This is a genomic window from Sphingobium lactosutens (assembly GCF_013393185.1).
Lineage (GTDB): Bacteria > Pseudomonadota > Alphaproteobacteria > Sphingomonadales > Sphingomonadaceae > Sphingobium > Sphingobium lactosutens_A.
In genome coordinates, this window is the sequence record NZ_QJQX01000078.1 from 86,231 (window position 1) to 101,340 (window position 15,110).

Genomic DNA, 15,110 nt, shown 5'->3' on the forward strand with positions numbered 1-15,110 from the left:
CCGGCCATCCTCAGCCTGCCATCGGATCGAAGATTTTGGTCTTGCCGTCCCAATTGGCGCCGGCTTGCTGGATCATGTCGAACAGGCCCTGCACCTCCGGCTTCAAAGCGCCGACTTCCAGGAGGATCGTTTCGTCGTCATCCATCGCGAAATAGGCGACTTGGGATCCGTCCGCGAACTCTGCGCCCTGCAGCCGCTTGCCACCGCGTTCTGCGATCCAGGCTTCCGCGTCTTCCATGCTGTCGGAAAAAGCGCACAGATGATGCACGCCCTTCCGGCCGGCATTCAGAAATTCCTGGAAGATCGACGGGCCGCGAGGTTCGATGAGTTCGACCATCAAATCCCCGGAAAAGGCGATCGCCGCGCCAAATTGCGGCAGATGATCCTTGCCGCGATAATCGCCACGGACCATGTCGAACGCCGGAAAGATGAAAAAGGGGCCAACCCCCATCACCTCGGTCCACCAATCGATCGCTTCGTTTATATTGGGCACCATATAGGCAATCTGATTCAGCCGTCCCAAGGGCTTGTCGATCATGATCTTTCCTTCTCCATCAAGCACTGGTTATGATGATGACCATATGCTAGCACTCTATTCTCACAGTGAGAATGACTCACGCCATAAAATGTGAGGGATGAGGATGCGCAGGACGAAAAGTCCCGAATTGCACGGCAAGGTGGCGTTGATCACCGGCGGCGCGCGCGGGCTGGGCGCGGCGACCGCCTGGGCGATCTGCGAGGTGGGCGGCAAGGTCATGATCGCGGACCTGCTCGCCGAACGGGGTGAGCAGACCGCCGCAGAATTGCGCGAAGCAGGGCATGACGCTCGTTTCACGCCTTTGGATGTGCGGGACGAAGCGGCATGGGCGGACGCCGTGCGGGCGACGACCCATGCCTTCGGCAAGCTTGACATTCTGGTGAACAATGCCGGTATCGCGACCGCCGCCACCATCGAGGATCTGACGGTGGTCGATTTCCAGGCGATATTGGACATCAACCTGCTCGGTCCGTTCCGCGGCATGCAGGCGGTGATCCCAGTGATGAAGGCGCATGGCGGGGGCGCCATCGTCAATATTTCCTCCAATTCGACACAACGCGTCAGCGCTATCACCACATCCTATGCCGCCACCAAGGCCGCCGTCGCCAACATGACGAAATCGGCTGCGATCCATCTGGCGCAGACGGGCACCGGTATCCGCGTCAATTCCGTGCATCCCGGCCCCCACGCGACCGAAATGCTGCTGGGCAGCGATGCCAAGGCCGATCTGCCCGAAGTGCGCGCGCTGCGCGACGCCATCCCGATGGGCCGCATGGGACAGGCAGAGGAAGTCGGCGCCGTGGTCGCCTTCCTGGCGTCCGATGCCGCATCCTACGTCACCGGCGCGGAACTGTTCGTCGACGGCGGTCTGACGCCGCATTGATCTCTCTCCCCTTTATGGATTTGAGTGCCATGGACTTCACACTTCAGGAACTGGAGCCGATCCTTTCCGACAATCTGAACGGCCGGGTCAGGATCGAAAAGGTCGAGGGATTTCCGCGTGGCTCGTCGCGCGAAACGCGCTTCGTCACCTACAGCGTCGATGGCGGCGAGACGCGGGAAATGGTGCTGCGCAGCGACTTCCCCGCGGGCAGTACCGATCCCAATCCGCTGGACCTGGAATATTTCATCTATGACCGGCTGGGGCAGGCAGACGTGCCAACCGCGCGCACGCTGTTCTGGGAAGCCGATCCCGCACGTACCGACCGGCCCTTCTACGCCCGCGAGAAGATCGACGGCGACTGGAACATCGCGCATTTTTCCGACCCTGACCCAGCCTATGACAGCCTGCGCATCGCCATTGCCAAGGAACATATCGGCGCACTGGCCCGCGTCCATGCCATCGATTGGCGCAGGATCGGCTTTGGCGAGCGGCTGCCTGTACCGCGTGACGAGGCTGACGCGGCTCCCTGCGCACTCCGCCATGCGCGCGACCAGTTTCTGAGCCTGGCGACCGAACCCATCCCGCTGCTGCTGGAGGCGGTGGAATGGCTGACCGACAAGGCGCCGCCCGCGCCAAGACTTTGCCTCTGCAAGGGCACCAACGGCTATGGCGAGGAGGTCTTCCGCGACGGCCGCATCGTGGCGCTCAGCGACTGGGAAGAGGTCACGATCGGCGATCCGGCCGCCGACTTCGCCTTCATGCAGGGCTTTCTGGGCGACATTGTCCGGGACGGGCGCAAGCTGTGGGGACTGGAGCCGGCGCTCGACCATTATGCCGAGCTTACCGGAATCCGCATCGTGCCGGAGGCGGTCCAATATTATCAGTTGATCCGCGCGTTGCGCCTGGCGGTCATGTCGCACAATAGCGCGACATCGCTGCGGCGACCGGACGCTCATATCCGTCAGGGATGGACCGGGACCGAAGTACTGCACCTGTCGAAGCATATATTGGCGTCGGCCATGGGGCTGGTTCCGCCGATCCCCGGCCCCCGCTTCGCCCAGCTCAATACGTCTGTGGACATGGGATAAGCCAATGATCCATCCATCCGCCATCGAAATCATCCGCAACATCGAAGCCACGCTGGTCGACATCGTCGAACCTGCGGTGCAGACCACGACCGCGCGCAGCGCGCTTGCCACCATCGGCCATCTGCTGCGCCACGTTGCGCTGCGGATAGAGGATGAAGGGCAACTGCTGACCGACGACATCGCCGCGCTGAAGCTGCTGCTGAACGACCTTGCCGTCTACATCGCATCGACCGGCGACACTGCGCGCGCACGCGAGATCGGCACAGCCATGTCCGCTGCCGAGCCGCCCGCCGGGCGCTATCCCTCCATCCAGATTCTGGCCACGCAGGCGGCGGCGCTGCGCGCGGTCATGCAGGATATATTGGCCTATCTCCAGACGCAGCGGGACGCCCGCAGGGGCGAGGCCGATTATCTGGCCGCTCGCGCCGCGATCCGCGCCTATCTGACAGCGGACGTGCTCATGGAAGCCAGGCTCATCCATCCGGCTTTCGAGGATAAGGGACCGCGGCGTTAAGCCATCGGCACGACGCTCATTGTTCCGAAGGAAAATCGGTGCTTTCGCTCACGTCGCGCAAGGCCTCGTCCCCCGCCGGCGGCTGTCGAAGACATCAAGGAGCATGGTTAGGCGTCGCTGCCCAGCAACAGACGTTGCGGCGGATCACCACTGTCCATGGCGCGGACGATCGCGACCGCCGCGGCCGCGAGGTTGCCGATGAAAAATTCTCGCTTAGCGTCTTCGGCGACAATCTGCTGAACGAGAAATATTGCATCAACGTGTCGCGTCAGCAGATCGGCGGCTGGTATGTTCCGGGTGCACCGATCACCTGGGGGAAGGTGAGGCCGGCGTCAAGTTCTGACGCCGACGGGTGATCGAACGGCCTGATCCATCAGGCTGGGACAGGGAGGTGGCGCCGTATAGTCCGCCGCCTTTTATAATGGAAAATGATTGTCGGATCAGCGCCTCCCATGCCGCCCCAACGATCGGCGCTTTTCATTCCCGCCGATTTGGCGGACAAGGTCATGCGGAATCAATTTTGTTCAGCGCCTTATCCACTGGCTGATCGGCAAACGGGCAAATCTTCCACTTGGCACCTTGACTTCAGCACGTTTGCATATAGTTAGAATGCGTACCAACACCAGCTCTTTGGGGGCATGGTTTTGTCTGTTATGCCCGGTAGGAGGGATTGAGTGGATATCAGCTTTTCGGAAGAGCATGAGGCCATCCGCGACAATGTGCGGAAGGTCTGCGATCAGTTCGATGACGAATATTGGTCGAGATGCGAACAGGAAAAGACGTTTCCCTTCGAATTTCACAAGGCGATGGCGGATGCCGGCTGGCTGGGCATCACCATGCCGGAGGAACTGGGCGGCGCCAATCTGGGCGTGACCGAAGCCGCGATCATGATGCATGAGGTATCGGCGAGCGCCGGCGGTTATTCCGCGGCGAGCACGATCCACCTCAACATTTTCGGCCCCCATTCGGTCGTCGTGCACGGAACGCCCGAACAGAAGGAGCGCATGCTGCTCCCGCTGATCAAGGGCGAGGATCGCGCCTGCTTCGGCGTGACCGAACCGGACGCCGGACTCGACACCACCAGCATCTCGACCTTCGCGACCAAGGTGCCTGGCGGCTATCGCGTTACCGGTCGCAAGATCTGGACCTCTTCGGGCCAGGTCGCCAACAAGATCCTGCTGCTGACCCGCACCACCCCCAAGGACCAATGCAAGAAGCCGACCGACGGCATGACTTTGTTCTACACCGATCTGGACAAGAGCAAGATCGAGGTGCGCCGGATCCCGAAGATGGGCCGAAATGCGGTCGATTCAAACGCCACCTTCATTGACGATTATTTCGTGCCTGAAGAGGACCGGATCGGTGAGGAAGGCAAGGGCTTCCACTATATCCTCCACAGCCTTAATCCCGAACGCATTCTGGTCGGCATCGAAGCGGTCGGTCTGGGCCGTGGCGCCCTGGCACGCGCCGCCAAATATGCCGGTGAGCGCAAGGTATTCGGGCGCCTGATCGGCGAAAATCAGGGTATCCAGCATCCGTTGGCCGAGAACTGGACTTATCTGGAATCGGCCTTCTGGATGATCATGCGCGCCGCCAACCTCTATGATCAGGGCAAGCCTTGCGGCGCCGAGGCAAATGCCGGCAAGTTCCTGGGCGGTCGCGCCGCGTTCGAGGCATGCACCCGCGCCGTCATGACCCATGGCGGCATGGGCTATTCCAGCGAATATCAGGTAGAACGCCTGTTCCGTGAGTCGATCCTGCTGCGGATCGCTCCGATCACTGAGCAACTCATCCTGAGCTTCATTGCCGAGAAGGTGCTCGACCTGCCCAAATCCTACTGATCAGCCAAACTGGAGAGGCGATATGTCCAATTACCCCAAGCCAGACGCGGCGACGCTTCTGGATATCTACAAGAAAGCTGCATTGATCAGGTTCAACGATGAGCGCGTCATCAAGGAGATGACGGCAGGCAAGCTCATCATGCCCTTCTATTCCACCCAGGGTCAGGAAATCATTCCCTCGTCCGTAGCGGCGAACCTGACCGACGACGACTATATCTGCACCATCTATCGCGGCGTGCACGATATGCTGGCCAAGGGCTTCCCGCTGGAAGCGCTGTGGGGTGAATTGGCGGGTCGCGTCAACGGCTCGTGCAAGGGCAAGGGCGGCCCGATGCACCTGACCTATCCCAAGAAGGGCATGATGGTCACGACCGGCGTCGTCGGTTCGTCCATGCCGATCGCGGTCGGCCTCGGCTGGGCCGCCAAGCTGGACGGCAAGGGTCAGGTGTCGATCGCCAATTTCGGTGACGGTGCGTCCAACATCGGCGCGTTCCATGAATCGCTGAACATGGCGGCGCTGTGGGATCTGCCGGTGATCTTCATCTGCCAGAATAACCGCTATGCCGAACATACCAGCTTCGCCAATTCGACCAAGGTCGAGCGCATCGCGATCCGCGCGGCCAGCTACGGCATGGAAGGCGTGACCGTCAACGGCAATGATCCCGACGAGATGTACGGCGCGGTCAAGGTCGCGGTCGAGCGCGCCCGCGCCGGCGAAGGCCCGACCTTGATCGAGGCGATGACCTTCCGCTTCAACGGCCATCTGGTCGGCGACGCGGCCCACTATATCCCCCGCGAGGAACTCGCTGCCGCGAAGGAAAGGGATCCGGTCCCAGCGCTGCGCAAGCGTCTGCTGGCCGACGGGGTCGCCCGTGAGGCCGACCTTGACGGAATCGAGGCGGAGATCAAGGCTGCGATCGATGCTGCCGTCATCGCCGCTTTTGCCGCTGAACTGCCGGATGTCGCCGAACTGAAGCGCGACGTTTTCGCTCACGAACTCGCCTGAGGCCCGCCATGACCGAACCCAAGAAAATGAATATGATCGAGGCTATCAACGCGGCACTTCATGCCGCGTGTGAAGCCAATCCCAAGGTGCTTGCCCTGGGCGAGGATCTGGCCGACAATGAAGAAGGCGGCGTCATCGGCGTGACCAAGGGTCTGTCGACGAAGTTCGGCACGGACCGAATCAAGTCGACCCCGATTTCGGAACAGGCGATCATGGGCGCGGCCATCGGCGCCTCGCTGGTGGGCTATCGTCCGGTCGCTGAAATCATGCTGATGAACTTCGTCACCGTGGCGATGGACATGATCACCAACCATGCCGCCAAGCTGCGCTTCATGTCGGGCGGGCAGACCAACGTCCCGATCGTGATCCGCACCATGACCGGCAGCGGTTTCTCGCAGGGCGGCCAGCACAGCGACTATCTGGAAGCCTGGTTCGCCCACACCGCCGGCATCAAGGTCGTTGCCCCGTCCACCCCGGCAGACGCCTATGGCCTGATGCTCTCCGCCATCGAGGATGACGATCCTGTGATGTTCATCGAGAGCCTGCCGCTCTACTGGACGCCCGGCGAAGTGGATTTCAAGCCGGTCCCGCTGGGCAAGGCGAAGATAAGCCGCGAAGGGTCCGACGTGACCATCATTTCCTACGCGACCGGTGCGGTGCACGCCCTGGCTGCGGCGGAAAAGCTGGCGAAGGACGGCATTTCGGCCGAAGTCATCGATCTGCGGACCATTTCACCCTGGGATCGCGAGACCGTTTTCGCTTCGGTTTCCAAAACCGGCCGTGCCGTCGTCGTCCATGAAGCGGTCAAGGAATATGGCGTAGGCGCCGAAATTTCAGCGGTCCTGCACGAGCAGCTTTGGGACAAGCTGAAGGGACCGGTGCAGCGCGTTGGCGGCGCCTACAGCCCGGTGCCTTTCTCCAAGCCGCTTGAACAGGCGTTTGCGCCGAACCCCGCATCGATCATCGCTGCCGTCAAGGTTGCGCTGGGCTGACCCGGACGATCTGGCCGCCGCGTGGTGCGGCGGCCAGACATAAGGAATTGCATCATGATCCAATCGGCGGAAGATCAGAGCTATCTCGTCGAACTGGTGGACGGCGTGCTGCGCCTGTCCTTCAACCGGCCCCAATCGGGCAATGCCATCCCCAAGACTACGGTTCCGCAACTGATCGATCTGTTCCACGCGTCGCAGGCCGATCCCTCAGTCCGGTGCATTCTGGTTCGCGGCGAGGGCAAGGTATTTTCGGCCGGCGGCGACATTGCCGGTTTTGCAAAATCGATTGAACAGGATGTGGAAACCCGTCAGGCCGATTTCGCGCGCCGCCTGCCGCTGGCGCGGAAGCTGGTGGAAGCCATTGCGGCCTTCGACCGACCCATCGTCACATCGGTCCGCGGTGCGGCTGCGGGCGCCGGCCTCTTCTACCCGCTGGTTGCCGATTATGCGATCGGGGACGAAACGGCGGCCTTTGTGTTCGCTCACCAGCGGGTCGCCTTGTCCCCCGATGCCGGGGTGACTGCGGTGTTGCCGCAAGTCGTGGGTACCCGCATGGCCCGCATGTTGCTGATGACCGCCGCCAAAGTGGAAGCGCGGGAGGCGCTGCGCCTTGGAATCCTGCACCATATCGTGCCGGCCGACGCGCTGGAGGACGAGGCCATGAAGGTCGCCCGTCGCCTCGCCCGTGCGCCGCAGCTTGCGATCAAGACGGCCAAGAAAATGGTGAATGACGCCCCGCATCAGACATTGGCCGAAATTCTGGATGCGGAGACGGCTGGGATCGTAGCGTGCGTGGGCGATCCCGATTTCGCGGAGGGTGTACGAGCCTTTCTGGAAAAGCGGCCGACATCCTTCCCATCGACCCAGTAATCCCGCCAGCTTGCATTTCGCTTCATGGAAATGCTCCTGACGTGGACGGCCATAGGAGGCAAAAAGTCCCAGAGAGCTGAGCGAAAGCGGGCATGTGGATATCGCAAAGGCGCCTTTAGGGATAGCTCTGAGCGCGTCTCGCTGCGACTTATAATGGGCGGAAACAGCACCTGCCGAAGGCGGAAGAAGCCCGAGCCGGCTATTGCTAACAGAAGATAAGCCGCATAATGAATGCATGCACATAATATACTTCCCGAACTAAAATGACGATCCAGGAGGGACCGATGTCGGCTAGACACGGAAATGGCGGCGGCACCGCGAGTGCTTCCATAATTCCGGATTTGGGCGCCCTGGATGCAGCGGCCGTGATGGATGTTGCTGAGCGGTTCGATCTTTCTGCTCTTCTTGCGGCAAGCGAGGCGATGACGCTGGCGGGCAAGGGCGCGCTCGTCACATATTCCCGCAAGATATTCATTCCGCTGACCCAGCTGTGCCGCGATGTCTGTCACTACTGCACTTTTGCCATCCCGCCGTCCCGCACAGCCAGCCCCTATCTTCCGCGCACCGAGATTCTCGCACTTGCCCGCGCCGGGGCTGCGGCGGGATGCCGGGAAGCGTTGTTCACGCTGGGGGATAGGCCGGAACTTCGATACAGCAGCGCGCGCGCCGCACTCGACGAACAGGGGCAGGAAACCACATTGTCGCTGCTGCGCGACATGGCGGAACTTGTCTTTGCGGAAACCGGCCTGCTCCCGCACCTCAATCCCGGACTGATGATGGCGTCGGACTTCGCCATGCTGCGGCCAGTCGCCGCGTCTATGGGACTGATGCTGGAAAGCGCGTCCGAACGGCTGTGCGAGAAGGGAATGCCGCATCATGGATCGCCGGACAAACAACCGTCTGCCCGACTCGCCACGATCGAGGCAGCGGGCATTGCGCAGGTTCCCTTCACCAGCGGCATCCTGATTGGCATCGGGGAAACCCGGCGTGAGCGGGTCGAGGCGTTGATCGCATTGCGCGACAGTCACGCCCGGCATGGGCATATACAGGAAGTGATTGTCCAGAATTTTCGTGCAAAGCCCGGTACGCGCATGGCCGACGCCCCCGAACCGACGCTGGAAGAGCATTTATGGACCATCGCCATGGCGCGGTTGCTGCTGGGGCCGGGGATGACAATCCAGGCGCCGCCCAACCTGCACGCACCCGAGGCGCTAGGCGCATTGCTTCGCGCCGGTGTGAATGATTGGGGCGGCGTGTCGCCGGTAACACCCGACCATGTCAATCCCGAAGCCCCCTGGCCACATCTTGAGCGCCTGGAACAGGCCACCCAAGCCGCCGGCCGAACGTTGCGCGAGCGGCTGGCGATCGGCCCCGCTCATGCCCTGGAGCCGGAGAAATGGCTCGATCCCGCGTTCGTGCCGAGTGTCCGTCGCCAAACCGATGGACGCGGCCTGCCGATCGTGGAGATGTGGCGGCCGGGCGGAAGCGACGACATGCCAGCGCCGCTGCCGAAAGGGACAGGCGCAGCAGTCGCGATCCTTCACGACATTGTCGGTCGCGCGATCGCCGGAAAAAGGCTGGACGTCCCGGACATCGTGCGCCTTTTCGAAGCGGAAGGCCCGGAGGTCAGCCATCTGGTCGCCACTGCCGACGAACTGCGCCGCGGGACTGTAGGCGACAAGGTGACGTTCGTCATCAACCGGAACATCAATTATACCAACATCTGCCTGTATCGGTGCGGCTTCTGCGCCTTTTCCAAAGGGACAGCGAAGACCCTGCGCGGCCCTGCCTACAGGCTGGACCTGGAGGAAATCGGCCACCGCGCCGCGGAAGCCGTCACCCGCGGCGCAACCGAAGTGTGCCTGCAAGGCGGCATTCATCCGGACTATGACGGCAATACCTACCTCGCCATCGTGGAAGCGGTGAGACGCGCGGCACCGGACATACACATCCATGCCTTTTCACCACTGGAGATCAGCCATGGAGCCTCGACGCTGGGCCTGTCGCTGCACGACTATCTGACGCGACTGAAAAATTCCGGCCTTGATACTCTGCCGGGCACCGCCGCCGAAATACTGGACGATCGGGTCCGCGCCATCATCTGCCCCGACAAGCTGACCACCGCGCAGTGGCTGGAGGTGATGCGCAACGCGCATCGGATCGGACTGCGCACCACCGCGACAATCATGTTCGGCCATGTCGATCGCTATGATGATTGGGCGCGCCATCTGCTGGCGATCCGCGATCTTCAGGCTGACACGGGCGGCTTTACCGAATTCGTGCCCTTGCCTTTCGTCCATATGGAGGCGCCCAACTGGCGTCGGGGGCAGGCGCGATCCGGGCCGAGCGCGCGAGAGTGCCTTTTGATGCATGCGGTCGCGCGGCTCGTGCTGCATCCACTTGTCCCGAATATTCAGGCGAGCTGGGTGAAACTGGGCGAAGCCGGCATAGCTGCCATGCTGTCCGCGGGCGTCAATGATCTGGGAGGAACGCTGATGGATGAATCGATTACCCGCGCAGCCGGCGGCGCGCAGGGGCAGTGCAGGGATATCGCGTGGATGACAGCGATAACCGATCGGGCAGGCCGGCAGCTCCGTCAGAGGACGACCCTGTATGGCGAGGTGTCGGCCCGGGTCGCGATGGAGGAGCCGGCATGAGCAACTACGAGATCGCCGTGATCGGCGGAACGGGCAATCTGGGCCGCGCCATCGCCCGCCGGCTCGCCAGGAAGGGCCGCTCCGTCGTCATCGGCTCGCGCCTGGCGGCGTCCGCCGAAGCGGCGGCCTCAGAATTGGGGTTCGGCCTGTCCGGCCTCGCCAATGCAGAAGCAGCCGCAGCGGCCCGGCTGATCATCATCACCGTTCCATTCGCGGCGCAGGAAACGACCCTGCAGGACATTGCACCGCACGCATCCGGCAAGATCGTCGTCGACACCACCGTTCCCCTGGTTCCACCCCGCGTCATGCGTGTGCAGTTGCCGGCGGAGGGCAGCGCGGCCCAGCGAGCGCAGGCATCGCTGGGCGAGGATGTGCGGCTGGTCTCCGCTTTCCACAATGTCGCGGCGCACAAGCTGATAACCGATGCCGATGTCGGCTGCGACGTGCTGGTCTTCGGCGATGACAAGACAGCACGAGCCGAAGTGGTGAAGCTCGCCGATATGATGGGTCTGCGCGGCCTCCATGCCGGGGCATTGGCGAATTCGGCGGCGGCGGAGGCCATGACCTCGATCCTGATCTTCCTCAACAAGACGTACAAAGTCGATGGAGCAGGCATCCGTATCACCGGCGACCTTATCGCCCCTGAAGATTGACGACCCTGACTTGCATGCTGGATGAAAGAGTCTCGACGGGAAAATCGGGGCATGGAACAGCGAATTCATAAGGTTCGCGCGCAGTAATGATGCCACGCGGCCTCTGACTGGCACATTGGTCGTCGACGTGCTGAACACAACGGCGCTGGTCGACATTGTGGCCGGTAACGGCCTGCACGGTGCGCGCATCGCCCCGCTATCAAATCCGCTTGGCTGTCGCCCAAGAACTGCCGAAGCATGGAAAGTCCAAAGATGGGTTTCTGGCGCACTATCACCCGCAACACCACAAGTTGATACCATTACGCCATCGCGCTCGGCAGTGCCGAATCTTGGATCGCCCCTTCGGACAGGTTATTCATGACCGTCAAAAGGGTGGCGGCGTTTCGGCATAGTATCGAAGAGGCTCGGCATGATTTCATTGGTCCGCCGACCTTGGCGAACATGGATCGCCGCAGATATGATTTTCGCCACGGCAAATATGCCTCTTCACCAACAAAGGACAGGATGATGGCGAGCGAGTTCGATCAGCGATATCTTTTCGACCGGGCCGGTGCGCGCATGCAGGCGCTGATCGCTCAGGACGCGGAGATTGGAACGAGGACTCCCGACGACAATGTGACGCGCGCGATCAATGCGCCGGGCGCCAGCTATCGCGACATCATCCGCACCGTGCTTTCGGGCTATGCCGATCGCCCGGCGTTGGGCACCCGCCATCATGAGGCCGTGACCGATCCCAGCGGCCGGACGGTCCGCAAATATGAAGCCCGCTTTGACACGATCAGCTATGACGAACTGCGCCACCGAGTCGAGGCGCTGGCCAATTTCTGGCGGCATCACCTCGATCATCGCGCCGCGCCGGGCGATCATATCGCCTTCATCGCCTTCACCGGCGCTGAAATGGCGACGCTGGACCTCGCCTGCAATTACGCGCTGACCATATCCATTCCGCTTCAGGCCAATCTTCCCGCGCCGGACATGCAAGGCATCCTAGCCGACACGGCGCCCGTCACCATAGCGGCGACGATCGACAATCTGGACCTCGCCGTCGGCTATGCGATGGGCGCCGACAGCGTCCGCAGCCTCATCATCCTGGATCTCGACGAACGCATATCGGAAGAAAGTGAAGCCGTTGCCGCCGCCCGCCAGCGGCTGGCGGCAGAGGGCAGGATCGCGCTCATCTCGCTGGCCGACGCCATCGAATATGGTCAGGGCTTCACCTATCAACCGCCGCCCGAACCGGCGGCCGGGCCGGATCAAGTCTCCATGATCATGTACACGTCCGGCAGCACCGGAACACCCAAGGGCGCCATCATCCATGACGCCATCAGCGCGCAATTCTGGTCCGAAACGATCAGCACCTATCTGCCCACGGTCGCCGTCGCCTATGCGCCGATGAACCATTTCATGGGGCGCAACATGGTGCATGGCGTGCTGGCGCAGGGCGGCACGGCCTATTTCACGCTGAAGAGCGACATGTCGACGCTGTTCGACGATTTCCGCATCGTGCGGCCGACGTCGATCCTCTTCATCCCGCGCGTCTGCGAAATCATCTATCAGCATTATCAGTCGGAGCTGCAACGCCGCATTGCCGCAGGCGAGCAACCTGAATCAGCCGACGTCGCCGTCCGCGCGGAAATGCGCGCGGGCTATCTCGGCGACCGCCTGTGCGGCGGCGGCGTCGGCAGTTCGCCAACCGCGCCGGAAGTACGGCGCTTCATCGCCGAATGCTGGGACATGCCGCTGATCGAAGGCTATGGCTGCACGGAGGCGGGTGCGGCGGCAATGACCTTCGCCAACCGGCTGACCCCGCACATGATTACCGAATATAAGCTGCTCGACGTGCCCGAGCTGGGCTATTACACCACCGACAAACCCTTCCCGCGCGGCGAGTTGCTGGTCAAGACGACCAAGATGTTCCAGGGCTATTTCAAACGCCCGGAGGCAACTGCATCGGTCTTCACCGAGGACGGCTTCCTGAAAACCGGCGATATCATGGAACAGCGCGGGCCGGATCATCTGGTCTGGGTGGATCGGCGCGGCAATGTCATCAAGCTGAGCCAGGCCGAGTTCGTCGCCGTCGGCCCTCTCGAAACCGCCTATCTGGGCAATAGCGCGCTGATCGACCAGATCTTCGTCTATGGCAGCTCCTACCGCTCCTACCTACTGGCGGTGGTGGTGCCTGATGTGAGTGTCGCGCAGGCCCAGCTTGGTCGCGCGGCGACGGAGGCGGAACTGCGCACCCTCATCCTCAACGAGTTCAAGGAAGTCGCCCGCAAGGCGCAGCTCAAGAATTTCGAGATTCCGCGCGACGTAATCGTCGAAACTGAGTCCTTCACTCTCGAAAACGGCCTCCTCTCCAGCGCCCGCAAGCCGCTGCGCCCCAATCTCAAGCGGCGCTACATGGAGCGGCTAGAGGCCATATATGAGGATATGGACAAGCAGCAGCAGGCAGAACTCGCCCGGTTGCGCGAAAGCGCGACCGGCACTTTGGCCGAGCGCGTCGCTGGCGCCTTCAAGGCCAATCTGGGCCTGGCAGTCGTCGATCCGACCGATCCGCGCAGCTATGGCGATCTGGGTGGGGACTCGCTGGGCGCGGTCGGCCTGTCGCTGCTGTTCGAGGAAATGTTCGAAATCTCGGTCGCGGTCAGCGCGATCCTGCACCCGGCTGCCAGCGTGCTATGGCTGGCCGACCATATCGAGCGGCTGCAATCCGGTGAGGGCGTGCAATTTGCCGATGTCCATTTGGATGACGGCATGCTGCACGCATCCGACCTCAAACTGCACAAATTCCTCGATGAAGGGGTGCTGACCGCCGCATCCCATGCCCAGCCGCCCGTCGATCAGGCCCGCAATATCCTGCTGACCGGCGCCAACGGCTTCCTTGGCCGCTTCCTATGCCTCGAATGGCTGGACTATGCGGCCCACAGCGGCGGCACAGTCTATTGCCTGGGGCGCGGCAAGGACAGCAAGGCAGCCTATGCGCGGATCGAGGCGATGTTCGACAAGGGGGACGCAATCCTGCTCGATCGCTTCCGCACGCTGGCGTCCAGCCATTTGGAAATGGTCTGCGGCGATCTGGCGCTGCCGCAACTGGGATTGGGCAAAGTGCAGTTAGATCGTCTGGCCGAGCAGATCGACCATATCGTCCATCCCGCCGCGCTGGTGAACCACCGGCTGTCCTATCAGAATCTGTTCGAACCCAATGTCGCCGGGACGGCCGAACTGATCCGGCTCGCCTTGACCGGCCGGCTCAAGCGGTTCGACTATGTTTCAACGGTGGCTGTGCCCTTCATGCTGCCGGAACTGACCGCCGCACCGGAATCAATGGATGTGCGCACGGTGTCCGATACTGTGCCGCTGACCGACATCTACGCGTCGGGCTATGGCGCCAGCAAATGGGCGGGCGAGGTTCTGCTGCGGGAGGCGCATGCCCTGTTCGGCCTGCCCGTCAATGTCTTCCGCCCGAACATGATCATGCCGCATTCGCGCTATATCGGGCAATATAATGATACCGACATGATGACGCGGCTGCTCTACAGCGTCGTGCAGACCGGGCTGGCACCCCAGTCCTTCTACACGCTGACGCCCGACGGCCAGCCGTGCCGCGCCCATTATGACGGGCTTCCGGTCGATTTCCTGGCGGCGGTCATGGTCGGGATCGGCGCCCAGCCCTATGACGGGTTCAGCAGCTTCAATATGGTGAACGCTCATGATGATGGCGTATCGCTGGACAGCTTCGTCGGCTGGATCGCATCGAAGGGCTATCAGGTCGCGCGGATCGCTCCGCACGCCGAATGGATGCGGCGGTTCGAGGACAAGCTGCGCAACCTCCCCGAGGCGGAGCGCCACCATAGCTCCATCAACATATTGGGCCATTTTGCGGAACCGCATTCGCCGGGGGCCAGCCCCTTGACGAGCACGGACTTTGCCGCACGCGTCCGCACGCTCAAGGTGGGGCCGGACATTCCGCAGCTGGGCGAAGCCTATATCCACAAATATCTCGATGACCTGTGCGCTCGCGGCCTGATCGCCCCCCCTGCGATGGTGGCTGCCTGATCGATGCAGGAT

Annotated in this window: 12 protein-coding genes; 11 read left to right on the forward strand and 1 reads right to left on the reverse strand. The window is 62.2% G+C overall.

Translation table 11 applies throughout. The features are described 5' to 3' along the window. Positions 1-10: 10 nt before the first annotated feature. On the reverse strand, positions 11-538 hold the full coding sequence (locus DM806_RS22355) for a VOC family protein (protein ID WP_179045367.1): 528 nt from the start codon (positions 536-538) through the stop codon (positions 11-13). Between the two features lie 103 nt (positions 539-641). On the opposite strand from DM806_RS22355, the gene DM806_RS22360 reads away from it, so the two are divergent. The 11 genes from DM806_RS22360 (at position 642) to car (ending at position 15,098) form a co-directional block, all read left to right on the forward strand. Then, positions 642-1,421: an SDR family NAD(P)-dependent oxidoreductase gene (locus DM806_RS22360; RefSeq protein ID WP_179045368.1), complete on the forward strand. Its 780-nt coding sequence runs from the start codon at positions 642-644 to the stop codon at positions 1,419-1,421. 29 nt (positions 1,422-1,450) lie between these two features. Further along, positions 1,451-2,509: a phosphotransferase family protein gene (locus DM806_RS22365; protein WP_179045369.1), complete on the forward strand. Its 1,059-nt coding sequence runs from the start codon at positions 1,451-1,453 to the stop codon at positions 2,507-2,509. 4 nt (positions 2,510-2,513) lie between these two features. Continuing rightward, on the forward strand, positions 2,514-3,023 hold the full coding sequence (locus DM806_RS22370; RefSeq protein WP_179045370.1) for a hypothetical protein: 510 nt from the start codon (positions 2,514-2,516) through the stop codon (positions 3,021-3,023). Positions 3,024-3,157: 134 nt separating this feature from the next. Then, the gene (locus tag DM806_RS22375; protein WP_179045371.1) at positions 3,158-3,379 is read left to right on the forward strand and encodes a hypothetical protein; all 222 of its coding nucleotides are present in this window, start codon (positions 3,158-3,160) and stop codon (positions 3,377-3,379) included. 318 nt (positions 3,380-3,697) lie between these two features. Continuing rightward, on the forward strand, positions 3,698-4,864 hold the full coding sequence (locus tag DM806_RS22380) for an acyl-CoA dehydrogenase family protein (protein WP_179045372.1): 1,167 nt from the start codon (positions 3,698-3,700) through the stop codon (positions 4,862-4,864). A gap of 22 nt (positions 4,865-4,886) precedes the next feature. Then, on the forward strand, positions 4,887-5,870 hold the full coding sequence (locus DM806_RS22385) for a thiamine pyrophosphate-dependent dehydrogenase E1 component subunit alpha (protein ID WP_179045373.1): 984 nt from the start codon (positions 4,887-4,889) through the stop codon (positions 5,868-5,870). 32 nt (positions 5,871-5,902) lie between these two features. Next, positions 5,903-6,862, forward strand: a complete 960-nt coding sequence (locus DM806_RS22390; RefSeq protein WP_372859711.1) for an alpha-ketoacid dehydrogenase subunit beta — start codon at positions 5,903-5,905, stop codon at positions 6,860-6,862. 54 nt (positions 6,863-6,916) lie between these two features. After that, the gene (locus tag DM806_RS22395) at positions 6,917-7,732 is read left to right on the forward strand and encodes an enoyl-CoA hydratase/isomerase family protein (RefSeq protein WP_179045375.1); all 816 of its coding nucleotides are present in this window, start codon (positions 6,917-6,919) and stop codon (positions 7,730-7,732) included. A 368-nt stretch (positions 7,733-8,100) separates the two neighbouring features. Then, positions 8,101-10,389 (forward strand): 5-amino-6-(D-ribitylamino)uracil--L-tyrosine 4-hydroxyphenyl transferase CofH, encoded by a 2,289-nt coding sequence (cofH, locus tag DM806_RS22400; RefSeq protein ID WP_179045400.1) that lies wholly within the window; start codon positions 8,101-8,103, stop codon positions 10,387-10,389. Then, on the forward strand, positions 10,386-11,042 hold the full coding sequence (gene npdG / locus DM806_RS22405; RefSeq protein ID WP_179045376.1) for an NADPH-dependent F420 reductase: 657 nt from the start codon (positions 10,386-10,388) through the stop codon (positions 11,040-11,042). Before cofH ends, npdG begins: the two co-directional genes overlap by 4 nt. Before the next feature lie 507 nt (positions 11,043-11,549). Next, positions 11,550-15,098 (forward strand): carboxylic acid reductase, encoded by a 3,549-nt coding sequence (gene car, locus DM806_RS22410; protein ID WP_179045377.1) that lies wholly within the window; start codon positions 11,550-11,552, stop codon positions 15,096-15,098. The last annotated feature ends 12 nt before the right edge of the window (positions 15,099-15,110 follow it).